This window comes from Sphingobium psychrophilum (assembly GCF_012927105.1).
Taxonomy (GTDB): domain Bacteria; phylum Pseudomonadota; class Alphaproteobacteria; order Sphingomonadales; family Sphingomonadaceae; genus Sphingobium; species Sphingobium psychrophilum.
The window spans coordinates 301,252-326,158 of the sequence record NZ_JABBFV010000003.1 but is presented as its reverse complement, the minus strand read 5'-3'; the positions used below and the strand labels follow the sequence as shown (position 1 = coordinate 326,158).

Annotated in this window: 19 protein-coding genes; 3 read left to right on the top strand and 16 right to left on the bottom strand. The window is 63.6% G+C overall.

Annotated elements, in window-relative coordinates; all coding sequences use genetic code 11:
* Positions 1 to 109: 109 nt before the first annotated feature.
* The 3 genes from rpoN to HHL08_RS06565 all read right to left on the bottom strand — a co-directional run bounded on the left by rpoN (position 110) and on the right by HHL08_RS06565 (position 4,539).
* Positions 110 to 1,633 (bottom strand): RNA polymerase factor sigma-54, encoded by a 1,524-nt coding sequence (rpoN, locus tag HHL08_RS06575; protein WP_169571672.1) that lies wholly within the window; start codon positions 1,631 to 1,633, stop codon positions 110 to 112.
* Positions 1,634 to 1,810: 177 nt separating this feature from the next.
* A complete protein-coding gene (lptB, locus tag HHL08_RS06570) occupies positions 1,811 to 2,593 on the bottom strand; it encodes an LPS export ABC transporter ATP-binding protein (protein WP_169571671.1) in 783 nt (260 codons plus the stop codon).
* Positions 2,594 to 2,733: 140 nt separating this feature from the next.
* On the bottom strand, positions 2,734 to 4,539 hold the full coding sequence (locus tag HHL08_RS06565) for a tetratricopeptide repeat-containing sulfotransferase family protein (protein ID WP_235954959.1): 1,806 nt from the start codon (positions 4,537 to 4,539) through the stop codon (positions 2,734 to 2,736).
* A gap of 401 nt (positions 4,540 to 4,940) precedes the next feature.
* Between HHL08_RS06565 and HHL08_RS06560 the strand changes: the two genes are divergently transcribed.
* The 3 genes from HHL08_RS06560 (at position 4,941) to HHL08_RS06550 (ending at position 8,997) form a co-directional block, all read left to right on the top strand.
* A complete protein-coding gene (locus HHL08_RS06560) occupies positions 4,941 to 7,601 on the top strand; it encodes a TonB-dependent receptor (protein ID WP_169571669.1) in 2,661 nt (886 codons plus the stop codon).
* Positions 7,602 to 7,885: 284 nt separating this feature from the next.
* The gene (locus tag HHL08_RS06555; RefSeq protein ID WP_169571668.1) at positions 7,886 to 8,188 is read left to right on the top strand and encodes a hypothetical protein; all 303 of its coding nucleotides are present in this window, start codon (positions 7,886 to 7,888) and stop codon (positions 8,186 to 8,188) included.
* Between the two features lie 104 nt (positions 8,189 to 8,292).
* The gene (locus HHL08_RS06550) at positions 8,293 to 8,997 is read left to right on the top strand and encodes a hypothetical protein (protein WP_235954958.1); all 705 of its coding nucleotides are present in this window, start codon (positions 8,293 to 8,295) and stop codon (positions 8,995 to 8,997) included.
* A gap of 5 nt (positions 8,998 to 9,002) precedes the next feature.
* Here the strand turns inward: HHL08_RS06550 and HHL08_RS06545 are convergent, their stop codons facing one another.
* The 13 genes from HHL08_RS06545 to araD1 form a co-directional block, all read right to left on the bottom strand.
* Positions 9,003 to 9,536, bottom strand: a complete 534-nt coding sequence (locus HHL08_RS06545) for a cytochrome C (RefSeq protein ID WP_328804585.1) — start codon at positions 9,534 to 9,536, stop codon at positions 9,003 to 9,005.
* Positions 9,537 to 9,654: 118 nt separating this feature from the next.
* Positions 9,655 to 10,200 carry a methylamine dehydrogenase (amicyanin) small subunit gene (gene mauA, locus HHL08_RS06540; protein WP_169571667.1) on the bottom strand — a complete coding sequence of 182 codons (546 nt, stop codon included), beginning with the start codon at positions 10,198 to 10,200 and terminating at the stop codon, positions 9,655 to 9,657.
* 22 nt (positions 10,201 to 10,222) lie between these two features.
* Positions 10,223 to 10,825, bottom strand: coding sequence for a thioredoxin domain-containing protein (locus tag HHL08_RS06535; RefSeq protein ID WP_169571666.1), 603 nt, complete (start codon positions 10,823 to 10,825; stop codon positions 10,223 to 10,225).
* Between the two features lie 2 nt (positions 10,826 to 10,827).
* The gene (locus HHL08_RS06530; protein WP_169571665.1) at positions 10,828 to 11,364 is read right to left on the bottom strand and encodes a MauE/DoxX family redox-associated membrane protein; all 537 of its coding nucleotides are present in this window, start codon (positions 11,362 to 11,364) and stop codon (positions 10,828 to 10,830) included.
* Between the two features lie 2 nt (positions 11,365 to 11,366).
* A complete protein-coding gene (locus HHL08_RS06525) occupies positions 11,367 to 12,542 on the bottom strand; it encodes an amine dehydrogenase large subunit (RefSeq protein ID WP_169571664.1) in 1,176 nt (391 codons plus the stop codon).
* Positions 12,543 to 12,660: 118 nt separating this feature from the next.
* Entirely contained in the window at positions 12,661 to 13,332 is a 672-nt protein-coding gene (locus tag HHL08_RS06520) for a TetR/AcrR family transcriptional regulator (RefSeq protein WP_169571663.1), read from the bottom strand.
* 89 nt (positions 13,333 to 13,421) lie between these two features.
* Entirely contained in the window at positions 13,422 to 15,446 is a 2,025-nt protein-coding gene (locus HHL08_RS06515) for an MGH1-like glycoside hydrolase domain-containing protein (RefSeq protein ID WP_169571662.1), read from the bottom strand.
* Between the two features lie 116 nt (positions 15,447 to 15,562).
* Positions 15,563 to 18,391, bottom strand: coding sequence for a TonB-dependent receptor (locus tag HHL08_RS06510; protein WP_169571661.1), 2,829 nt, complete (start codon positions 18,389 to 18,391; stop codon positions 15,563 to 15,565).
* 248 nt (positions 18,392 to 18,639) lie between these two features.
* The gene (locus HHL08_RS06505; protein WP_169571660.1) at positions 18,640 to 20,064 is read right to left on the bottom strand and encodes a glycoside hydrolase family 43 protein; all 1,425 of its coding nucleotides are present in this window, start codon (positions 20,062 to 20,064) and stop codon (positions 18,640 to 18,642) included.
* A gap of 36 nt (positions 20,065 to 20,100) precedes the next feature.
* Positions 20,101 to 21,129, bottom strand: a complete 1,029-nt coding sequence (locus HHL08_RS06500) for an arabinan endo-1,5-alpha-L-arabinosidase (protein ID WP_169571659.1) — start codon at positions 21,127 to 21,129, stop codon at positions 20,101 to 20,103.
* 105 nt (positions 21,130 to 21,234) lie between these two features.
* The gene (locus HHL08_RS06495; protein WP_169571658.1) at positions 21,235 to 22,803 is read right to left on the bottom strand and encodes an alpha-N-arabinofuranosidase; all 1,569 of its coding nucleotides are present in this window, start codon (positions 22,801 to 22,803) and stop codon (positions 21,235 to 21,237) included.
* Between the two features lie 21 nt (positions 22,804 to 22,824).
* Complete coding sequence (locus HHL08_RS06490) at positions 22,825 to 23,751, bottom strand: Gfo/Idh/MocA family protein (RefSeq protein ID WP_169571657.1); 927 nt, start codon at positions 23,749 to 23,751, stop codon at positions 22,825 to 22,827.
* A gap of 5 nt (positions 23,752 to 23,756) precedes the next feature.
* On the bottom strand, positions 23,757 to 24,749 hold the full coding sequence (araD1, locus tag HHL08_RS06485) for an AraD1 family protein (RefSeq protein ID WP_169571656.1): 993 nt from the start codon (positions 24,747 to 24,749) through the stop codon (positions 23,757 to 23,759).
* Positions 24,750 to 24,907: the final 158 nt, after the last annotated feature.

Here is a 24,907-nt window from a genome sequence, read left to right as displayed (position 1 = left end):
TTATGACTGCTCTACAACAATTGCTCCTGTAAACCCGCCAGTCCCCTTTCCACCCAAATCGGCCGCCAACCGTCGTCGCTTAACTCGCAGCCATTCGGCTCCGCGCAGCCTACGCCGCCTTCCCCTTCAACGCCTTCTGCCGCCGCCTTTGCACCGACGAACCGATCCCCAGCGCCTCGCGATATTTGGCGACGGTGCGGCGGGCCAGGTCCATGCCTTTGGCGCGGAGCAGGTCGACCAAAGTGTCGTCGGACAGGATCGCCTGCGGGTCTTCGGCGGCGATCAGTGCCTTGATGTGGCTCTTGACCGCTTCGGCCGAGACGGAGCCCCCATCGCCGCCCGATGACGACACGCCGCTGGTGAAGAAATATTTGAGTTCGTAGAGGCCACGCGGACAGGCGAGATATTTGTTGGAAGTCACGCGGCTGACGGTGCTTTCGTGCATCCCGATCGTGTCGGCGACCGCACGCAGGGTCAGGGGTTTGAGGTGCGCGACGCCCTGCTGGAAAAAGGCCTCCTGGCTGCGCACGATCTCGCTCGCCACCTTGATGATCGTCTTTTGCCGCTGGTCCAGCGCCTTTACCAGCCAGTTGGCGCTGGCGAGGCAGTCGGCGAGCCACGCCTTGGCGCTCTTGTCCTGCGGCCCGGTGGACAGTTCGACATAATAGCTGCGGTTGATAAGGACGCGGGGCAGGGTGGCGCTGTTGATCTCGATCGCCCAGCCGTCCTTGGTCGGCCGCACGAACAGGTCGGGCGTGACCGGGGCGGCGCGATCGTTGGCGAAGCGCAGGCCGGGCTTGGGATCATAGCCGCGCAGTTCGGCGATCATGTCGGCCATATCCTCCTCATCCACGCCGCAGATGCGGCGCAACTGGGGCAGCGCGCCCTTGGCCAGCAGGTCGAGATTGGCGAGCAGCCGCGCCATGCAGGGATCGTGGCGGTCGGCCTCCTTCGCCTGGAGCGCCAGACATTCGGCCAGCGAGCGCGCGCCGACGCCGGTGGGATCGAATGTGTGTATGACGCCCAGCACCCGCTCGACGTCGAACAGGGGGACGCCGAGGCCGTGGGCGGTCTGGAGCAGGTTCGCCTCCAGATAGCCGGCCTCGCTGATTTGGCCGATGAGTTGGGTGGCGATGAACAGGTCCATGCCTGTGCACGCGGCGCGGGCCTGCCCCATCAGATGTTCCTGAAGGCCGATGTCGGGGGCGGCGAAACTGTCGAAATCGGGCGCGTCCTCGCTGTAGCCGCCCGACAGCGCGTCCATGCCGCCGCCGCCGGTGCCATGGGCGTCGGCCATGCGGTCGCCGGGTCCATCGTCGATGAAGCTGCTTGCGCCATGATCTATGTCGAGCGGGCTGTCCGCGCCGCCCAACCCCTGTGCGATCAGATCGTCGCTGGCGCCCGTTTCTGCGGACAGGGTGGGGGTGTCCACGATGCGGTCGATGCCGTCGGGCGTGGGCGGGGCGTCGTCGCCGCTCGATTGTTCGAGCAGCGGGTTCTTTTCCAGTTCGCCCGCGACGAAGGCTTCGATTTCCAGATTGGACAGCGCCAGCAGCTTGATCGCCTGCTGAAGCTGGGGCGTCATGACGAGCGACTGGCTCTGGCGAATGTCGAGGCGGGGGCCGAGCGCCATTATCGCGCTACTTCGCCAGAACGCGCGAAAGAGCGCGTTCTGGAGCCGCACCGGCCTTCAAATGAGGCACGTGACTCGTTTGAACCCTCACCCGGCCGCCCATAGGCTACTGACGTCGGGCCACCGGCTGGGGGTGTGGGCCGGTGCGGCGTGAGAAGATCGCGCCCCCGCATCATATCAAAGCTGGAAATTCTCGCCCAGATAGAGGCGGCGGACGTCGGCATTGGCGACCAGTTCGGTGGGGTTGCCCGCGAACAGCACCTGGCCGTCATAGATGATGCAGGCGCGGTCGACGATTTCCAGCGTCTCGCGCACATTATGGTCGGTGATGAGGACGCCGATGCCGCGGGTCTTCAAATCCTTCACCAGGTCGCGAATGTCGGCGATGGAGAGCGGATCGATGCCCGCGAACGGCTCGTCCAGCAGCACGATCGACGGGTTGGCGGCCAGCGCGCGGGCGATTTCGCAGCGGCGGCGTTCGCCGCCCGACAGCGCCATCGCGGCCGAATCGCGCAGGCGGACAAGGCCGAACTCGCTGAGCAGCTGCTCCAGCCGGGCGGCGCGGGCGGATTTGTCCGGCTCGGCCTGCTCCAGCACGGCGCTGATATTCTGTGCCACGGTCATGCCGCGAAAGATGGAGGTTTCCTGCGGGAGATAGCCCAGGCCCAATATGGCGCGGCGATACATGGGCAGGTTGGTGATGTCCTGCCCGTCCAGCACGATGCGGCCGTGATCGGGGCGGACGAGGCCCATGACCGAATAGAAGCAGGTGGTCTTGCCCGCGCCATTGGGGCCGAGCAGGCCGACGACCTCCCCCTTGCCCACGGTCAGCGACACGTCGGACAGGACGACGCGCTTGTCATAGCTTTTGGCGATCGAAATGACCGACAGGCCGTCGCTCACTTCCTGCGGGATTTGCGGGCGTTGCGCCGTCCGTTCCGGGGTCATCACGTCGTCCATGCGTCTATCCTTGCAGCCGTTTGACTAAGCACCCCTTAAATTTCGGAACGCATACGGCAGTTGGCAAGCTTTGTGCATGGGATTGCCGCCGGGGCAAGGGGAAAATGCGCCGATGCGCGCCGATCGGGCGGCAGGCGGCTTCAGCGGTCCCAGTCGAGCAAGGCCGGTCCCAATGCCTGTTCCAGCGGCCCCAGCCAGGGGATGAAGCGTTGCCAATGGTCGACACCGTCTGTGAAGATCGGCTGGCGCACCTGTTCGCTGCTGGCGGTCCGCACGGCGCGCTTGTTGGTCCAGAAGGCGAGGCAGGCATCCTCGAACGGCAGGTTCAGATGGGCGAGCAGGCGTGCGACTTCGCCCGGCGTGTCGGCGACCATCTGTTCATAGAGGACGCGGTGGACCCGGCCAGGCGCTGCGGCATCGAAGGCCGCCATCAGGGCGAAATAGTCGCGATAATAGAGGCCGATGTCGGTCAGGTCGTAGCTGAACGCCTGGCCACGGGCGAAATGCTGTTTCCAGGCCGAATAGCCGCAAGCCATCGGATGACGGCGGGCGTCGATGATGCGGGCGTTGGGCAGGATCAACTGGATCAGGCCAACATGCTGCCAATTATTGGGCATCTTGTCGATGAAGTACGGCCGGGCGGTCTGGCGGTGGACGCGGGTCCGATCGATATATTCCTCGCCCAGCCGCAGCCGGTCGGCTGGCGTGAGCGAGGCGATCATCGTCGCGAAATCGGGAAATTCGCCATCGTCTATGCGCGACTGGAGGCGGCCGGCGATCATCATCATCTCCGGCAGCTCCATCGTGCCTTCGACCCGGCTGTGGCTGGAGAGGATCTGTTCGACCAGCGTCGATCCCGCGCGCGGCAGGCCGACGATGAAGATCGGGTCGGGGGCGGGGCAGCCACCCGTCCCCTGGGCGGCGATGAAGGCGCTGGTGAAGGTGTCGCGCGCGGCGGCTACTTCGGCGGACAATTCGGCGGCGTCATGGCGGATCATCGTGCGGCGCAGGCGATTGCCCTGGTCATAATGGCTAAAGGCGGCTTCGTCCTCGCCTGCATCCTCCAGCGCCTTGCCCAGTGAGAAATGGAGGTGGAAGACATCCTCCTGCCGGGTCGCGGCGTCCGGCGCGAGGGTGGCGAGCGCGCGGGCCATCGTGGCGATGTCGGCGGCGTCCAGCTTCACGGTCTTGAGGTTGGCGAGGCTCCACCAGGCTTCGCCCATGGCCGGTTGATGGGCCACCGCCTGGCGATAGGCGTGGACGGCGTCGTCCTGCCGCCCCAGCGTCTTGAGCGCGTGGCCCAGATTCTGCCAGACCTGCGGCTGGTCGGGCTTGATGGCCAGCAGATGTTCGTAGATCGCCCGTGCGCCATCCTGATCGCCCAGCCGCACCAGCACGGAAGCGCGGATCAGATCATAGCCGGGATGCTTCATCGGCGAGGCGGCGAGGATGTCGGCATGGTCCAGCGCTTCGGTCAGCCGGTTATTCTGGAGCAGCAGTCGGATCAGGAAGTCGCGCGCCAGGTCGAAGCCGGGGGCGAGCGCGACGGCGCGTTCGACCAGCGCCAGCGCCGCGCTCATGTCGCCGCGCCGCCACTGGACTTCGCCGACCATGCGGATCGCGGGTGGATCGTCGCGGGCCGCCAGCCGGGCGTCGGCAGCGTCGAGATCGCCTGCATGCATCGCCATTGCGGCTTCGAGCAGGGTGCGGTCGCGGGAGGAGGCATGGACGCCGGACAGGTCGGCGCGCCAGGCGTCCTGATCTTGGCCCGCCTTGCGCAATTGCGCGGCGAGCAGGAACCAGCCGGCGGCCAGGGCAGGCTGCTGCCGCAACAGGCTTTGCAGCAGGGCGATGGCTCTGGCGGTATCGCCGGCCGCGATGGCGGCGTGCGCCGATGCCCATGGCGGAAGGGGCGGGCGGGCGGCGGCGGTCGAAACAGGGTTCATCGTCTGTCCTATTTCCTTTCTGCCTTGCAGCATGACCGGGATTTTGCGGCGGCGCAACAAACTATGAAAGCGACTGCAACTAAGCTGTTGACTCCTGCTTTCGTTGCCGCATTATCAAAGCTGGACAAGCGTCATGGAATGGCGAAAGTCCAAGGGGTAGTCATATCATCATGGATGTCGCGCGGTCGCGCGGCTGGTCTGGAAGCCACTGGGTTTCCGGTCGCGGGGGCATGTGCTTTTGCGAGGGCCAGCGGATTAATATGCCTGCCAAGGGCAGGGTGCAGTGCGTCATAAGCACGCGGGCAAAACCGCGGGACGGGGAGAGTGAGGCGGAAGGCGCTGTTTATTCAAGGGGGAGTCAAAACAAGATGAAAGTCCCGTCGCGTCGCCGGTCGCAGTTCATGAAGATTTTGGGGGTGACCACCATATTGGCGGGCCTGTCCGTGCCAGCCGTCGCCTTTGCGGCCGAGCAGGTCACCGCCGATCCGGCCGCAGTCGCCGCTGCCGATGATGCCGGGGGCGGCCTCACCGAAATTGTCGTCACGGCGACGCGCAGCGCCCAGTCGATCCAGAAAGTGCCGATCTCCATGCAGGCGCTGGGCGCCGAGACGCTGGCGCAGCGGCAGGTCAAGGGTTTGAGCGATTTCGCGGCGCTGCTGCCATCCGTGTCGTTCGAAGGGATCGGGCCGGGCCGCAACACCGCCTTCTTCCGCGGCATCGTGCCGGCGGGCGGTGCCTATGCCTCGGTCGGCTATTATCTGGACGACATTCCCATCACCGGCACCGAAGTCCCCGATATCCATGCCTATGACATGGAGCGGGTCGAGGCACTGGCCGGGCCGCAGGGCACGCTCTACGGCGCAGGGTCGCTGGCGGGCACGATCCGCCTGATCACCAACAAGCCCAATCTCGACAAGTTCGAATTCGGGTACGACGTCGAAGCCAATAAATATGGCAAGGGTGATTTCGGCGGCCAGATCGAATCCTATATCAACATTCCGCAGGGCGACAATATGGCGCTGCGCGTGATGGGCTATTATCGCCGCGATGGCGGTTATATCGACAATACGCCCAACAACGGCCTGCTCAACAACGGCAACCCGGCCGTCTATACGCTGGGCGACAACAACCCGAACACCAATTTCGCGCTCGACAATAGCGACATCGCGAAGGACGATTATAACACGATCAAGGAATTTGGCGGCCGCATCCAGATTCTCTGGCAGCCGGCCGACGATTGGGAAATCACGCCGCAATTCACCGGCCAGCGCCAGGTGTCCAAGGGCTATTTCGGTTATGACCCGCGCGTCGGCGACCTGGAAGTCCATGACTATGACCAGACCAAGAATGATGATCGCTGGTATCAGGCGGCACTGAGCATCCATGGCCATATCGGCGACTGGGATGTCGTGTCGGCCACCGGTTTCTTCAAACGCCGCACCAAGACGCTCAACGACTATACCTATTACACCGTCACCTATGACGGTTTCGGCGCGGGCTATGAAAGCTATCTGCAATTTTTCGACAATTGCACCGGATCGGGCGCGTCGCAGCAATGTTCGCTGATCGACCCGACGCAATATTATCACGCTGACACCCACCGGAACAAATTCACCCAGGAATTGCGCATCTCCACGCCGAAGGACTGGCCGTTCGACGTCACGGTCGGTGGCTTTTACCAGCGGCAGAAGAACGAAACGAACACCTTTTACGCCATTCGCGGGCTGGACACGATCACCGGCTATACCGCGACCGGCGGCGGCGATGTGGCGGGCGGCCTGATCGGCGTGCCGGCGATGTATGGCATCGGCTATGACGAGGATGGCAATCCCTTTTTCGACACGACCGACGTGATCAATCCCAACGGCAATCCGCTGGGCACGATGTTGCTGGGCACGCAGGCGGTGAAGGGCGACGGCTTCTACATCACGGAGCAGAACCAGCTGTATCATGACAAGGCGATCTTCGCCGAAGGCCATTACAACATCACGCCCACGCTGAAGCTGACCGGCGGCATCCGCTATTTCTGGACGGACTTCAAGGTGAAGGGCTTTGCCGGGGTTGCGGGATCGGCTGCGGGCGTTGGCTGCGCGACGCCGCTGCCGGTCGACGAGCGCCTGACCTGTATCAACACCAATACCAATGCAGCGGACGGGACTGGCCGCTACAAGGAGGATGGCGAAACCCACAAGGTCGCGCTCGACTGGCAGTTCCAGCCCGACAAGATGGTCTATGCCAACTATTCGACCGGCTTCCGCCCCGGTGGTTATAACCGGCCGCTGCGCATCCGCAGCCTGGGCAAGATCGTGGATGTGGCCCCGTTCGAGTCGGAAAAGCTGACCAATTTCGAACTGGGTGTGAAGACCACATGGAACAACATGTTCCGCTTCAACGCCTCGGTCTATTATGAGAAGTGGAACAACATCCAGTATAGCGTCGTCGTCGCGGGCGCGCAGGGTGCGGGCATGACCGGCAATGCGGGCAAGGCGGTGGTCAAAGGTATCGAATATGATGCCGACCTGAAACTGGGCAAGTTCACCTTCTCGACCTCTGGCGCCTATAATGACGGCAAATTGAAGGGCGACTTCTGCAATTTTGCGCTCAACGATGCGGGCACCGCGATTGGCCAGCTCAGCAGTTGCGCGCCGGGTGTCGATGTCGGCGCGAATCCGCCTATCCCATCCGTTGCCGCGGCCAACGGCACCCGCCTGCCGCGCCAGCCCAAGTTCAAGGGCACGTCGTCGATCCGCTTCGATACCTATATGGGCGATTACAGCGCCTATTTGCAGGGCGCTGCGCTCTATCAGACCGGGGCATCGCAGGATCTGAACGTCGACAGCAATGCGCTGCTGGGCAATACCAAGGGCTTCGTCAGCTTCGATTTTTCCGGCGGGATCAAGAAGGATAATTGGAGCCTGACCCTGTTCCTCCAGAACGCCTTCGACAAGCGGGGGCAGCTGACGCGCAACACCTTCTGCTCGATCGATTTCTGTTCGGGATCGTCGCGCACTTTCACCATCAAGCCGCAATTTTTCGGTATCCGCTTCGGCCAGAAATACTGACGGCCTGATCCTATCGACCAAGGATGCGCCGCCGCCGAATCGCAGGATTCGGCGGCGGCTCTTTTTTGGGCGGTGGCGATGAAGCGGGCATCACCTCGGACCGACGGAAAGCGCGATCCCGCACTAAGTTCATCCACAATTCATCCTGGTTTTCGGCGGAATAGCGCGCTTTTCCGGATCGCTCAGTTCAACCGGGCCAATGCACGCCCGGTCATAATCACGTTGCCGAAACGGTCTTGGGCGGCCTCCAACGAGTGGGTCATTTCGACTATCAGGAGAATAATATGTCGCCCTCTTTGACGAAAATAGGGGCCCTGACCGCGGTTTTGGCAGGCTCGATGGGCCTGACCGGCTGCGCCACCAAAGGGTTTGTACGCGAACAGGTCGCCGTCGTGAACCAGCGCGTCGATGCGCTCGACGCGAAATTGCAGACGACCGACGGCACCGCGCAGCAGGCGTTGGCGGAGGCCCGCGCCGCATCGGGTCAGTCGCAGCAGAACAGCCAGCGGCTCGACCAGCTGAACGGCCGCGTCGATGGCGTCGAGCAGCGGATGCAGGAAGCCCAGCGCAAGCGCGCGCGCAACTGATACGCCTCACAGATCAAGGACGGCCTGGCCGTCCTGATCGCGATCGGGCCGGCGCTTCCCTTGGTGCCGGCCCTTTTTGCCGAACCCCTCTTCGAGGTTATCCCATGAAGTTTGCGATATTGGTGGCGGTTGCCGCGCAGGGCCTGGCCTTGGCCGGGCCGGTGCGCGCGGTGGAAACGGGAAAGGCCGCCGCCGCCCAAGCGCCTGTGACCGACGCGCCGGTGATCCTGTCGGATGGCGCCACGCGCGTTGCAGACTGGGTCGCCGGGGCGCAGGACAATCACGCGCTGCCCTATATCATCATCGATAAGCCGGGCGCTGTGGCCTATCTGTTCGATGCCAAGGGTAAGATGCTGGCCCATGCGCCGGTCCTGATCGGCATCGCGCCGGGTGACGAGGCGACGCCGGGCATCGGCAGCAAGAATCTTTCCGAGATCGGTCCGGCGGAAAAGACGACGCCGGCGGGGCGCTTCCTGGCGAAATTCGGCGTGGCCGCAGGCAAGCAGCGGGTGTTGTGGGTGGATTATGCGACGTCGGTGGCGTTGCACGTCATTCCGCCCGGCAATCCGAAGGACAAACGCAAGGAACGGATGCTCTCGCCCGCGATCGACGATAACCGCATCACCTTCGGCTGCATCAACGTGCCCAAGATTTTCTACAATCAGAGCGTCAGCCCGCGTTTTCGCAAGAAGGGCGGCTATGTCTATATCCTGCCCGACAGCAAGTCGTTGGAAGACGTGTTCCCCCGTTTGCGGGTGCAGCCATTCCTGAACGCGGGCGGCGGCGCAGATGCGGTTGCCGGGCAGTAAGAGGCTTAGCCCTTTTCGCCTGGATAGAGCAGTCGTAGTGAGGCCGGCGCCTTGCACTGGCGGATCGCGGCGTCGACATGGCGGGCGCGTTCGGCCTTGAGCGCGGTGGTGGACAGGGGGTGCAGCCGTTCGCGCGCGACTTCGTCCGCCGTGAAGGGTGCGGCTCCCGATGGCGCGCTGGCGCCGCCCAAGCCGAAGACGACGAAATTCATCATGTCGGCGAGTTGCTGATTATCCTTGATCCGGCTGTGCGCGACATTGGGCAGGCGGATGAGATAGGCGCGGGCTTCCGGTGTGCACAGGAACCAGCCGACCCGGCCGCGCAGTTCAGGCAGCCGGGCGGGCGCGACGCTGCCGGTGACGCCATGGCAGCCGGCGCATTGTTCGACATAGTCCGCGCGCGCCATGTCCGGGTCCGCGATCGCCGCGGGGAGCAGGCCCATGGGTGGGAGCGCCGCGCGGACGCCGATGGCGGTGCCGAGCAGGAGCAAGGCGGCGCAGAGCGCGGCGATAGGCGTTTTTGGAGACAGGCCGAGCACTAGCGAGATACCGCGCCACCACCGGTTCGTTTAGAACGGAGTCGAGAAACGGTCGCGCAAAGGCTTCTCGACTTCGCTCGAAGCGAACGGTGACTTGGACGATGCGCCATAAGTGGCCTTAGCTTGCCGCGCCTACCAGAACCGCGGTGGAACAATGATAATCCATGCTGCTGGTGCCGAAGCACCAGATCACGTCATTGTTGAGTTGCGGCACATAGAGTTGCGTCTCGCGATCGGTATTGTCGCAGCCGCATTGGCCGCAGGCGGGTTTGCCGCAACAGTCGCGATAGGCAATCAGATAGGCCTTGCCATCATCCGGGTTGATGCAGGTGCCGACCCAGGAAACGGGGGAAGGCTCCGCGCCGGGCGGGCAGCTGTGGATGCCGCCGCCGCAACAGGTGCAGAGCGCCCCGTCGATCGCGCAATAGCGCCAATAGTCGCATTTGGTATCGTCCTTCGTCTGCGCGGTGCGGGCGAAGAAAGTCTTGGTTTCGGGCGAGCGATCGGGCTTGGCGGCCTCTGCGCGGCTGACCGGCAGCAGCGGGAAAACGGGGGCGGCGACCAGCGCGGCTCCCAGGCGCGAGAGCATCGAGCGGCGCGAACTGGCCCCGGCGAATTTGCGCAGCAATTTTTCGCCCATGCTGTCGGCGTTGAACTTTTTCATGAACTTGCCCCCATTTCTGCCGTCAGGCCGCCTGCGCCTTCAGCCCGCCAATATAATCCTGCACCGTGGCGATGCCCATTTCATGCGCGACCACCAGGCTTTCGAGATGTTCGCGGCTGTTGACCAGCCCCTTCGACAGGATCGTCCCTTCTTCGTCCAGCAGCACCGCGAAGGGCAGCTTGGCGACCTGGTACGCCTGGCCCACTTCGGGTCCGTTGAGGAAGGCATGGCCCTCCAGCCCGTGCTGCGCGATCATGGCGCGCTGTGCTCCGGCGTCGTCATCGCCCACGAAGGTCAACGCCACGCGCTCGGCGCGGGCGAAGCTGGTCGCCATCGGGATCACCGCCTTGCACAGCGGGCATTGCGCCGACACGAACAGCAGGAGCCGCAACGGCACGCCATGGGCATGGCCACCGACGCTGACCGATTGGCCGTCGAGCGTGGTGGCCGGGATCGCGCCGATCGCGCCGCCGACTGCCGGGCCGCCGCTGGTGGCGAGCGCGCCGGCAGGCGCCACGCGGATGTGCAGCACGCCGACCTGCCGCGCCAGCGCCAGCAGCGCGACGACGAGGCCGATAATGACGATCCATGACAGGATCTGGGAGACGATCAGCGAGGTGAGCATGGTTATCTCCGATGAGCGGGCGAGGCGGCGAGCGCGGCCAGCGACTGGAAGAGCAGGCAAAGGAGCGCGATGGCGACACCGGCGGCAAAGGCCGTGGCGAGGTCGATCGCGCCGAAGGCGGGTGGCGTGGGCAGGCGGAGCGCCAGCAGCGCGGCGAGCGCGCCGTTGCGGATGACCAGCGGCCAGCCTATCGCATGGCGCAGCGCGCCATGGCCGCAGCCGCAATCGATATGGCCGCGCCCCCGCAGGATGTTGATCGCCATCGCCGCGGCGAACAGCAGCAGCAGCGCTATTCCCAGCAATTGCGGCAACGGGCGCAGGCCGACCAGCAACGCCGCGCCGGTGGCGACCTCCACCACGGGCAGCAGCCGGGCGGCGGGGACGATCAGCCGCCGGGGCAGCAGGCGATAATTGGCGATCACGCCGGGCAGCAGCGCGCGATGACGCCACTGGTCGATGCCCGCGACCAGGAAGAACAGGCCGACGGCGATCGAGGCGGCAAGGCCTGACAGGGCCAGCATCTGCTCCGCCAAAGCCATGGTCAGGACGGCTCCAGCACGGTGATGATGCCGCCACCGGCCTTCTCGATCTTGTGCTTTTCCTCGCCGGTGGCGACGTCCATCACATGCACTTCGCCCTTTTCGCCGTTCATGTAGAGCAGCGGATTTTCGGTCTGGGACACTTCGATATTGTTCATCGGCTCCTTGAGCACGAAGCGCTTGACCACCTTCTGCGCGGCGACATCGACCTGCCATACTTCGTCGCCCGACGCCTTGTGCGACCAATATTCGCCCTTGTGCATCAGCACGAACAACATGCCAGTCGCGCGGTGCAGCGCCATCGGTTGACGGCCGCCCGGATACCAGTTGACGTCGAGCGGCTTGGCGTCGCCGACGCGGATGCCGGCTGCCGCCTGGATCGAAAAGGGCGCGGACACGGTCGGCGTCGCGCTGATCTTCGCGGTGTAGATCTGGCCGGTATAGGTCAGGAAAGTCGTCTGCTTCTTGATCCGGTCATAGGCGAAATTGTCGAAGATCGGATCGTCGCTGGCGGCGAAGAAGGGGGCGGTGTGGGTGATGTCCCCCTTCGTCCCCTTGATCGCCACGGTTGCGATCGATCCGTCGGAACAGAGCGCGGAGAAGCCGACGCCCGGATTGGGCATCAGGCTGGCGCAGCCGGGCAGTTCGATCGCGGTGATCAGCTTGCGCTTGGCCAGGTCGACGATGTTCACACCCGATGTCGGGCTGAAATCATAGATATAGCCGGTCTTGCCATCGTCGCTGATGATGAAATTATTCTTGCGCGATCCGATCAGCAGGCGACCCGGCATCGCGATTTCCGTGACCAGGTTGAGCGTCTTGCTGTCATAGACGGTGACCATGTCCTGCCGCGTGCCACGGTCGTTTTTCGACCAGATGGTTTCGGCGACATAATAATATTTGCCGGCCGGATCGATCGCCATGTCGGCGAGCCGCCGGGTTTCGACCATCCCCTTCATCTTGCCGCTTTCGCCGTCGAAGATGCTGGTGCCCGGCATGTCCCATCCGCCGTCGACAAAGAACCATGTCGGCTTGGGCGGGTCGATGGTCAACGTGTCGGATTCTTCGGGTTCGACCGAAGCCTTGGTGTCGGCCGGTGCGGCCTGCGCCAATGCGGCGCTGGCAAGCAGCGATCCGCAGAGGGCGGCGGCGAATATCCTGAAACTGGTCTTCGACATGCTGGCTGATCCCCCTGATCCCTGCTGCGCCGGGGACAAGGTTTGACAGCTGTCCAGATTTGGTCAAGGGGGCGAAATGACGTAGCAACAAATAAATGTTGCGACGCAGCGTTTGCCGTCAGGCCAGTTCGGGTTCGCGCGCCGGGGCGAGGGCGGCGATGTCCGCCGAGGTTGCATTGCGGGCCAGCGCCACCAGCGATTGCACAGCGAGCGCGGTGAAGGCGGGCATCTTGTCGGCCCAGGGCTTGCCATGGCCCAGGAAGGGCGTTGCGCCCTCCATCGTCGCGCTGATGAACAGGGCCACGGTACGGACGTCGTCGGGCGACAGCGCCGGATTGATCGCGGCAACATGGTCGCCGATCACGCCATGGACCCGGTCGTAGAAAGCCTTGACCCGGTCGGCGACGAAGGGGTTGTGATTGGCCAGCGCCCAAAGTTCGGTGAACAAATGGGTCGTGCGTTTCGACCCGATATCGTCGAGGCAGAGGATGATGACCAGCTTCAGTCGTTCTTCCGCGGTCAGGCCGGGCTTGTGCACGACGGCGTCGAGCAGCTTGCCATAGCTGTCGACCAGCTCATCCAGAAGCACCTGGATCAGCATTTCCTTGCGGGGAAAATGATAGCTGACATTGCCTACCTTCATGTCGCAACGCGCGGCGATGCGGCGGATGGTGAAGGCATCCGCCCCTTCGTCAATCAGCACGTCCATCGCCGCCTTGAGGATGGCGTCGACCGTTTCGGTGCCGCGAGCATAAATGCCGGGGCGGGAAGGGGCGAGTATCTGCGTCATTTAACTTATTTCGAGGTGTATCATCCCTTTCCTGCGGTGGCCAGAGAAGATCGGGCGGCAATGGAGGGTTCCGGCCGCTGCTTCGTCTTTCACCTTTCAAACAGTTTAAATTCCGCCAGGCGGGTCGCCTTTCCCCTGGGCTGGGTGAAGAGCAGGCGGACCTTGCCGGTGCGCAGTCGCGGCCAGCTTATGTCGGTGATGCCGTTGGCGATCGGGCTGCCCTTGGGCGTGGCGACGTCGCGCCAGTCGCCATCGATCCAAGCCTGGAGCCGGTAGCTTTGGGGGACGGCGAAACCCTTGCCGTCGGCGAAGAAGGCGAGTTCGGCACGGGCGAGATCGACCGGCTTGCCCAAGTCGATGGCGTACCATTGCGGGGCCGGAGACGGCGACGACGACCAGCCGTTGGGCAATTCGGGCAAGAACCATGTCCGCCCGTCTATCGCGTCATGGATATTTTCCGGGTCGCTGTTGCTGGAGGCCGACCCGATCGGGAACTGGCCGCGGACCAGTTGCACCGCGCGGTTGATCGGGCGGGCGATGGCCGGGGTGGCGGCGCGCGCGACCGGTACTTCGACGCGGCCCAGCGTGTCGCGGCGGGCGACTTCCTGGCCGTCCACTTCGATCGACAGACCCTTGCCACGCTTATAATGGCGACCGTCCACGTCCCATGTCACCGCGACCTTGTGGCCATGATAGGGTACGTCCTGCACCCGGAACCAGGCGAGGGCCTGGGCGTCGGCCGTATCGGGCAGCAGCGGGTTTACCTCCAGCAGGTCGTCGGCGCGGGGGCGGATGCCGACCAGTCCGGTCAGGACAAGATCGTTGAAACCGGAATGGAAATAATGGTGGCTGCGGTCCAGGCCCACGATCGGCGTGCCGGTTTCGGGGTGATAATCCTCCTCGATGTCCAGGCGGTCCCCCTGATAATGGAGCGCGGCATATTGGCGCAGCAGACGCATATAGGCGCTGCGGGTGATAGGACCGGTCGCCTTCGCATGATCGAGCAGGTTCGCCATGCCATACAGTATCTGCGTCGTCTGATAGGGCCAGATCGGGCCGTTCCACTGACATTCCGGCGCGGTGCCCAGATAGCGATATTGGCGCATATAATATTCGTAATTCGCCTCGACCGTCCGCATCCCCGCGTTGCCGGCGAGCGAGGCGGGGTCGAGCAGGTGTGCCCAGGCCGCGGCATATTTGGCGTCGTCGGGGACGAGGTCGAACATCCAGGGCAGATAGCCGACCAGTTCGCGGTTGCGGATCGGCTCCCAGTAGCGGACGAAATCATTCTTGCGCGATTGGTGGCGGTCGATGAAATGGGTGAGTTTCTCGCTCCACAGGTCGGCCAGCACGCGCTTTTGCAAGGCTTCGGCGCGGGTAGTGTAATCGGCGGCGAGTCCCGTGTCGCCCGCCATCGCCGCCATTTTCGCCAGTGCGCGGGCATTGGCGAACATATAGGCGTTGACTGAGGGGCGGAAGGCGTCGCCGCCGCGGAACCCATCCTTGCCGCCCGATGCATCGATCGAGGAGACGGTATATTCGGTGGCGTCGAGTAGCGGCTCTACGAAATAGAGGCCCTTGTCGAAGTCATATTTATCGTCCCACAGCCGGTAGATGTGGTTCATGACGGGCAGATGTTCCACCACATCCGCGCGGTCGCCGTCGACCAGATAGCGGCCCCAGACGCTGTCGGCCATATGATCGGTGAAATGGCGATCGTTGCCGCCGCTGCGATACATGAAATTGATATAATCGTCGGCGAAGCGGCGGTCGTTCAGCCAGCGCCCTTCGCCGATATGGAATCCGCTGGCGTCGTTCAGGCTGGCATAGGGATGGCGTTGCCAGTCGACATCGTCGGCAAATTCGGTGGTGATATAGCCCTCAGCACCCAGGTCGCGCTGATGCGCGCGATAGACCTGCCAGCGATAATAATAGACGGCGTCGATCTTGGGATCGGCCGATTCGAAGAAGGGGATGCGGTCCCGATACCAGGGCGCGTCGTTGCCGAAGCGCTGGGCGGCGATGGCAGCCACGTCCATCGCTGGTTGCGGTGCCGCTGCGCCGATCCCGCTCGTCGCGGCCCCGGCCAGCAGCAGCATCTTCACGGCGCGCATCGCATCCTCCCTATGATCCACAAACAAATATGGCGGCCGTATCGGAACTGGAGAGTGTCCCGATACGGCCGCCAATCATGGGACGCGGCGAGGAGACGCCGCGTCCCATGGGGCGCTTAGTCGAACTTGAAACGGACACCCAGAGCGAAGGTGCGGTCGATCAGCAGCGTGCTGGAGTTGAACTCGGTCGGGTTGCCGACATCGCCGAACTTGTAATAATTCTGCTGCTTCGCCTTGGTGATGTTCACCGCGTCGAAGGTGATGCCGATATCTTCGTTCAGGTTCAGGGTGAGCTGGAAGTCCAGGCTCTTTTCAGGCGCACGCCACATGCCGATCGGGTTGGCGAATGCGCGGGCTTCATTGTTGTTCAGGAAGCCCTTGCGCCAGATATAGGACAGGCGGGCACCGACCGGACCCTTATCGTAGGCCAGCGTGGCGTTGTAGGAGAGCTTCGACACACCGAAGAAGGCGGACTTGGCCGTGCCGGTGATTTCGCCTGCATTGTTGACGACCGGGATCGTCTGTTCGGAATCCAGGATCGTCGCGCTGCCGGTGAAGCCCAACCCGTCGAGGACGGGGGGCAGGTAGGAGGGGAAGTAGGTCAGCCCCAGTTCCAGACCCTTTAGCGTACCGTTGGAGGCGTTCGCCGGACGGGTGATGTTGAAAAATTCGGTATAGGTTTCGTTGCGCGGCAGATAGTTGTCCGGGATGAATTCCCGCACGGTCAGCGGCACGACCAGACCTTCGATCTTGCGGCGGAAGGCGGTGGCGTAGATAGCGCTGTTGCGGTCGAAATACCATTCGATCGCCAAATCCATATTCTCCGACTTGGTCGCCCGCAAATTGGGGTTGCCCGAAGACCCGGTGCCAAAGCCGATGCGCGACAGATCGCCGCCGAGCGCCAGATTGGGGTTCAGGTCGCCGAATGCCGGACGACGCAGCGTTTTGCCATAGTTGAACCGGATGCGCAGATTGTCAGTGATGGCATAGCGCGCGGTGAACGACGGCAGGAAATCGTCGGAACCGGTCGATACCCCGGTCCGGGCGAAATTCGCGCCACGGTCGAAATATTCATAGTCGGTGTCGATCGCGACATAGCGCACGCCGCCCTGCAATTGCAGCGGACGCCCGAAAATCTCGACCTCTGCATCGGCTACGATATAGGCGGCCAGGTTGCTTTCCTTGATGCCGAACACGCGGCCGAAGCTCAGCTGGTCCGACAGGAGCAGACCGGGCGCGACGGCGCGATACAGGTTGCGGACGGCATCCCTGTCCATGCTGCGCGGATCGGCCAGCACCCAGCTGGTCGGTATGTCCGCCCGACCGTCGAAGAAGCCTTCGTTGGTGAAAGGGGTGCCTTCGCCAAAGGCGTCAAGCGTTATGCCAAGGCCGCCTGCACCCTGATCGCGGACATAGCTGTCGGCCGAACGCTTGTCGTAGCGCCAGCCCGCTTTAATGCGGCGCAGGAAGCCTTCGTCCCATTTATATTCGCCGTCCAGCATCATCGTCAGCGCGCTACCGGTATTCTTGGTGCCGCTATCGAACAGGTTGCCGACGGTCCACTTGCTAGCGTCGGTCAGGACGTCCTGATTGCCGAAGCTATAGGCGGGCAGGCCACCACCGGCGTTGAAATCGACATCGATGTCGAGCGGGCCGCGGTCGGTGCGGATGGCGAAGAAGCTCGTCTCGTTCTTGCTGTCCTGATAGGCGATATCGGCCGAAATCTTGCCGCGTTCGCCCACATCCCACTTGGCGTTGAGGGCATAGACATAGCTATCGGTGCGGCTGGTCGCCCTGTCACCGCTGTTGAAGCCCGCGACGGCTCCTGCCCGACGCGATTTGATGATGTTGGTGCCTTCGAACAGTTCGAAGCTGTTTGCCACGTCAGTAGGCAGGTTGCCCCACCAATCGACGAAGCTGAAGTTCAGGCTGTTGAACGTCTCGCCTTTGAACCCCGTGTAGAACACTTCGGCGGTATAGACCGAGCTGTCGTTGGGTGCCCATTGCAGCGCGGCGTTGATCGCCTTCCGATCGCGCTTGCCATAGACATCGGATGCGATGACAGCGTCGCGGGCGAGATAATAGGGCGTTTCGACGCCATTGATGTTGAGCGTCGATCCGGGCGCGGTGGGCAGGCCCGCGTCGAGGCCAGGCGTCCAGTTTTCATTGGTGGCGCCGGGGAAGATGCGCTGCAGCGGCGTCAGGCCTGATCCAGCAGGCGGAGTTTCGGTGGCGAACGGCACCATGGCACCTGCCTGCAAATTCTGGTTGCGGAATTCGGCGCGGGTATAGCTGCCATTCACCAGGAAGCCGATGTCGCCGAGGCCGGTTTCCCAGCGGTTGCTGACGAGCAGGGCGACGTTGGGATTATATTTGTCCGCCAGTTCCGAATAGACGCCGCGCGCCAGGCCCGAAATGGTGAAGCCGTCAAAGTCGAGCGGGCGACGGGTCTGGACGTCGATCTGGCCAGCGAGGCCGGTTTCCAGCTGGTCGGCCGAACGAGTCTTGTAAACGTCGACCTGCTTGACGAGGTTGGCGGAGATATCCTGCAACGCGAAGGACGTGCCAGCCGCCGTAAAGATGTTGCGGCCATTGAGCGTGGTGAGCGGATCGGTCAGGCCGCGAATGGTGATGGTCGCCGCTTCGCCGCCGGCCCGGTCGGTGACCTGGATGCCGGTCACGCGCTGAAGCGCTTCGACGACATTGTTGTCGGGCAGCTTGCCGACGTCTTCCGACACGATCGAATCGACGATCTGGATCGAATTTTTGCGGACGTTGAGCGCACCGACGATCGAGGCGCGGACGCCGGTGACGACGATGTCGGCGGCTTCGTTATCCGCCGCCTGCGGCGCGACGGGGGTCGGCGTGGTCTGGGCGTGGGCGGCACCCGCCAGCATCAGCGCGAACATGGACGCGGAACCCAGTGCAATCGGCTTGATAGCCATTTCAAAATCCTCCCCTATCGCTGGCCATCGGCCATGCATGAATTACTCAGACTAATTATTGCTCCGACAAATGAATCGCAAGCGGAATTTTGCAGTTCATTGCAGGGAAATTTCAGCGATGTGATATTATTGCCGCACCGCAGGGTTGTAGGGTTTTCCGGCCTGTTTCCGTGAGGGCATGGATAAAAATAGGGCGTCCTGCATAACGCAGGACGCACGCCGAGCATTGAATTGTCAGACTTATGTCGTCAGTCGATATGCCACCAGGCGCTGGGGTCGCGGCTGGCGACCAGCGTCAATCGGTCTGCGGACAGGCCGATGGCCTTGCCGGGCACCGCAATGGACACGAAGCGCGCGGCGTGCAGCGCCTTCTCGTCGAAGCGGACGAACTGGCTGCGCAGCGCGAAATCGGCGCTCTTGCTGTCCTGTTGCAGGGTCAGCGATCCATCCTGGCCCGCGACCAGATAATGGTCAGGCATCAATATGGGGGACAGCATGACGCTGCGGGCACCGGCGCGGCCGGGCAGCTGGCGGAATTGCGTCTGCGCCAGCGAAGGGTTGCCCGCGATCAGTTGCGTGCCGTCATGCGCCATCAGCCGCGTCGGATCGGTGGACGAAATGAAGCGTTCGGGCAGCGGGCCATTGCCCACCGGCACGCCAAAATCGGGGGTGCCGTCGGCGGTGTAATAGAGGCGCTGGATGCGGGTGTGGCGGTCGGGATTGAACAGCGGATCGCCCTGGATCGCCTCATAATCGCGGCCGTGATAGACTAGGATGTCGCGGCCTTTTTCATCGACGGTGAAGCTGTTATGGCCAGGGCCATAGACGCTGGTGGCGCCGTTGGTGACGAAGACCGGCTGGGGCGACTTGGTCCAGCTATTTGCGTCCAGCAGGTCGGCATTTTCGTCCGCGCTCAGCATCCCCAGGCAGTAGCGGGCGTCGGTGGCGCTGGCCGAATAGGTCATGAACAGGCGGCCGTTACGGTTCAGGATGGCGGGCGCTTCGGCGACCTTGTAGCCGCGCACTTCCCAGTCGAGCGTCGGCACGGTCAGGCGCGTGACCTGGCCCAGTTTCAGCGGGGATTCCAGTTTCGCGATGTAGAGGTTGCTGTTCGTCTCGATCCCCTGTTCGCGCTGCGCCCAGGCCATGTAGCGAACGCCCTTGTGGGTGAAGACGGTCGAATCGAGATTGAAACTGTCCCAGGGCGTTTGCAGTTCGCCCAGCAGGCTCCATTTGCCGGTCATCGGATCGGCGCCGTCGCAGATGACGGCATAGGTGCGGATGCGGAACACGTCGTCCCCGCCGCCGCTGGGGCCGGCGGCGAAATACATGATCCATTGGCCGTCGATCTGGTGCAGTTCTGGCGCCCAGAGGAAGCCGGAGCGCGGGCCGCTGGCTTCGTGCCGCCACAGCACGGCTTCGGTCGCGGTGGTCAGGCCCGCGATCGTCTTGGACCGGCGCAGCACCAGCCGGTCATATTCGGGGACGGAGCCGGTAAGGTAGTAGAAGCCGTCGTCATGGCGAAAGACCTGGGCGTCGGCGCGCTGCTTGACGAGCGGATTGACCGGGCCGGCGGCGTCGGCCGGGGTCGATGCGGCGCGGGCGATGGCCGGTGTGGCCGACAAGGCCGCGGCGCTGCCGATGAAGCCGCGGCGGGATAGAGATAGGGACATGGGTGTCTCTCCGAAGATGTTAGTCGGACTAATAGATCAATATTCGGCTTGCGGCCAACCGTCTGTGCCCCAGCGCACCGGCGCGATGCGCAGGGTGGGCGCGCCGTTGGCCTGCTTGTCGTAGGCGTGGTAGACGACATAGTCCTTCCCGTCGCTATCGTGCAGCCATCCGGCATGGCCGGGACCGCGGAAACGCTGCTCTTCCTGAAGGTCGGCGCGCAGGAAGATGGTGCCGCCACCCTCCATCAGGGGGCTGCCATCCTTGCCCAGATAGGGGCCGGTGATCGCCTTTGATCGGCCGATGACGGTGTAATAGGTGCTGTTCACGCCCTTGCAGCAATAGTCGTAGCTGACCATCAGCCAGTAATAGCCGCCATGGTCGACGATGAAGGGGGCCTCCACCGGGGCAGGGCCGCCGGCGGGGGCGGGACGGCGGGCGATGCTGACGGGCTTGGCCTTGGGATCTTTTGGCTTGCCGCTTTTTGGGTCCAGTTCGAACAGCTTGATGCCGGTCCAGAAACTGCCGAGCGACAGCCAATGCCGGCCTTCGCGGTCGATGATGAAATTCGGGTCGATGGCGTTGTAATCATCGTCCCTGGTGGACATGACGACTAGCCCTTCGTCGCGCCACCCGTAATTTTTCGCCTTGGGGTCCAGCGTCGGGCTGGTGGCGAGGCCGATGGCCGATCGGTTGGAGCCGAAGGTCGAGACGGAATAGTAAAGCCGATAGCGGCCGTTGACGTAGCTGATATCGGGCGCCCACATGCCGTCGCTGCCGGGGATCGTGTCCTTCGCCCAGGCGGGCAGCGCTGTGAAGATCGGGTCGCCCGCGGTCCAGGTCACCAGATCGGGCGAGGTGCGGGTTTCGATCAGCCGCTTGCCATGGCCGGTGCTGAACACATGATAGGTGTCGCCTTCACGCGCGATGACCGGATCATGGGTGGGGACGAGGTCGCCGGTCAGGCGGCTGTTAAGCGTATCGCGCGGCGGCAGTTGCGCGCTGGCGGGGGCCGTCGCTGCGAGAAGGGCGAGGCCCGCCATTATCGACATGATCTGCCTGGTCATCCGGGCCTCTCCTTGAATGAACTACATGTTCCTGCCTGCGCAGGAGCCGCTTCCCTTTGGGGATTGGAGCGGGCGGTGATTCCACCCGCCGCCCGCTCCAAACTTTTATTGCAGTTCCAGCACCACCACCGACTTGGCCGGCAGCGTCACGGTCAAAATGCCGCCGCTAACCTGCGCGCCGGTGAAGGCGGCGGGCTTGACGGTTTCGGGCGCATCGAACGTGTTGTGCGCATTCATCGCGCCTGCGGTCAGGATGCGGCCAGTGACGCTGGCGGCATTGAGGCTGCCCAGCTTGACCGTGACCGTGTTGGCCTGATTGGGATCGAGGTTGGACAGGCCGACATGCACCTTGCCATCCTTGCCCCGCACCGCAGAGCCGCTGACGGCCGGCATCACGAACTGGTCCTTATTATACCAGGGCGTATCGATGCTGATCGGCAGCACGGTCGCGTCCTGCCACGGCTTGTACATTTCGAAGACATGATAGGTGGGGGTCAGCACCATCTTCTTGCCATCGGTCAGGATCATCGCCTGGAGGACGTTCACCATCTGCGCGATCGCGCTCATCTTCACGCGCTCGGCATGTTTCGCGAAGATGTCGAGATGGATCGACGCGACGAGCGCGTCGCGCATCGTGTTCTGCTGACGCAGGAAACCGGGATGGGTGCCGGGGTCTTGCGCATACCAGGTGCCCCATTCGTCCACCGCCAGGAAGATGCGCTTGGCCGGGTCATATTTGTCCATGATGGCGGTGTGCTTGGTGATCAGCTCATCCATATGCACGGCCTTGGACAGGGTGTCGGCCCAGAGCGTCTCGTCGAAATTCACCGGATCGGCCTTGGGCGGCCAGCCGCCCTGGGGCAGGGTGTAATAATGGAGCGAAACGCCGTCGAGCTGCGCGCCGGCCTCCCGCATCATCACTTCGGTCCAGTTATAATCGTCGACATTGGCGCCCGCCGCGATCTTCAGGATCTTGGTGCCGCTCGGCGCCTTGATGAAGGTGGCGTAGCGGCGGGTGAGGTCGGCGGCATATTCGGCGCGCATATTGCCGCCGCAGCCCCATAGTTCGTTGCCGACGCCGAAATAGGGGACTGCCCAGGGCTCCTTATGGCCGTTCTTCGCCCGTTCGTCGGCCAGCGTGCCGGCGGGCGAGGTCATATATTCGACCCATTCCGCCATTTCCTGCGGCGTGCCGTTGCCGACATTGCCCGCGACATAGGCTTCCGCGCCGATCTGACGGATCAGTTCGAAAAATTCATGGGTGCCCACGGTGTTGGGTTCGGTCACGCCGCCCCAATGGGTGTTGATCTTGACCGGGCGCTTGGCTTTGCCGCCAATGCCTTCACGCCAATGATATTCGTCGGCGAAGCAGCCGCCGGGCCAGCGCACGACGGGAACGGCCAGGTTCTTGAGCGCGGAAATCACGTCGTTGCGAAAGCCGTTGGTGTTGGGGATCGACTTGTCGTTGCCGACCCACAGCCCGCCATAGATGCCATTGCCCAGATGTTCGGCGAACTGGGTGAAGATGCGCTTGTCATAGACCGGGCCGGGCTTGGCGGCGTCGATCGTGGCGGTCGTGGGCTTGCCGCCGGTGTCGGCGGCGGCCGGCTGCCAGATCAAAGCGCTGGCGCACAGCATCAGCGCGCTGGCGGTGCGGCGCAGGGTTTTTGTCATATCCGTCCTCTCCTGTTCAGTTCAGTCGTGAAATGCTTGGGTCGTCTCGCGCTTGCCGCGCAGGAAGGCGTCGGCGACCAGCCGCAGCGGGCTGGTGTCGACATCCGATCGGCCGCCCCGGATCAGCGTGGCGAAACGGGCGTAGAGGCCGGCATATTCGACATCCTCGCCATGTTCGGTGCCGCTGGGCAGGGTCAGCACCGCGCCGCCCTGCGCCAGTTTCAGCGTCCCGGCGTCGGTTTCGACGATAATGTCCCAGCTTTGCGGCCCGGTCTGGCGCCAGTCGAGGTCCATGTGGATCGGTGCGCCCGCCGTATCGCGAAACGCCAGGTCGGCGGCGATCGGCGCGGCGCGGTTTTCCGGCAGCACCAACGTCGCGTCCTTCAGGAAGAAGGGGCGCGGCAGGATGTGGGTGACGATGGACAGGGCGTTGATCCCCGGATCGAACACGCCAAGGCCACCGGGTTGCCAGATCCAGGCCTGGCCCGGATGCCATACGCGCACATCCTCCCGCCAGATGATCGACACCTTGTCGATGCGGCGTTCCGCCAGCCAGGCGCGGGCCGGGGCGACGCCAGCGGCAAAGCGGCTGTGCCAGGCGGCGAACAGGCTGACGCCGACCTTGTCGGCCTGGGCTTTGAGCGCTTCCACCTCCGCCAGGGTCGCGCCGGGCGGCTTTTCCAGAAACAGGTGGATGCCCTTGCCCAGCGCCTGCGCCGCCAGGTCATAACGGACCTGGGGCGGGGTGCAGAGCGCGATCACGTCCACCGCCGGACCCTGGGCGAGCAAGTCGTCCAGGCTGGCATGATGGGGCACGCCGTCGAGGCCCGCATCATGCGGGCTGACGGTGGCCGCCAGGCTGAAGGCGCTATTGCCTCTTATCGCCGGCACATGCTGATCGCGCGCGATCTTGCCTATGCCGACGATCGCGATACGGATCGGGTCCATGGAAATCAGAGCGCCTGGACAGCGACCTGGACAGCTTGCGCGCGTTGCAGCGGATTGCGCACCGGGAGGGTGAAGGGCGCGGCCAGGATTTCGAACACGTCGCCTTCTTGGCAGGCTATGCCGTCGCTGAAGGAGAGGGTGGCGGTGCCGAAGAAATGGACATGGACGTCGCCCGCGCGACGGAACAGGTCATATTTGAAATGATGATGTTCCAGGTTCGCAAAGCTGTGCGACATATTGCCTTCGCCCGACAGGAACGGCTTTTCCCAGATGACTTTGCCATCGCGCAGGATGCGGCTCGATCCTTCGATATGCTCGGGCGGGGTGCCGACCAGCAGTTCCGGGCCAAGCGCGGCCTGGCGCAGCTTGGAGTGGGCGAGCCACAGATAATTGTGCCGCTCGGTGATGTGGTCGCTGAACTCATTGGCGAGCGCGAGGCCGATGCGATAGGGGGTGCCGTCCTCGCCGATGATGTAGATGCCGGCGATTTCCGGTTCTTCGCCGCCATCCTGGGCGAAGGCGGGCATGGTGAGCGGGTCGGTCGGGCCGACAAGCTGCGACCCGTCGCCCTTGTAGAACCATTCGGGCTGCTGGCCAGCGACGCCGGGGGCAGGTTTGCCGCCTTCCAGCCCTTCCAGAAACATGCGCATGGAATCGGTCTGCTTTTCGGCGGCGGCGGCTTCGCGGTGCATCTTGTCGCGACCCTCGGCAGAGCCAAGGTGTGTCAGGCCGGTGCCGGTCAGCAGTATATGGGCGCCATCGTCATGATCGATCGGGGCGAGCAGGCGACCCGCCTCGAACTCGGCGGCGATATCCACGGCGGCACCCTGGCCGGCGGCCTCGACTGCGGCGGCCAGGCTGATCTTCTGCGCGATCGCATGGAGCGCCAGCGCGCGGATGGTGGCGAAACCTGGTACGACATGCGCGCTGTCGCCCTGCGCGGCGATGACCGTCCGCTCGCCACTGTCCGAACGGTGCTGCAACAGGCGCAATGTCATGAAAACTCTCCTCCCGCGCGCCTGGAAACGGCGCTCAATTGAAATCACAAGCCTTTTGCCGCGCGCCGAACCATCGCCCTGTCGGGCGAGGCGGCGGCGGTGAATCTGCTAATTACTCCGACATATTACAGGATGATGGTAATGGCAATGCTTGTATT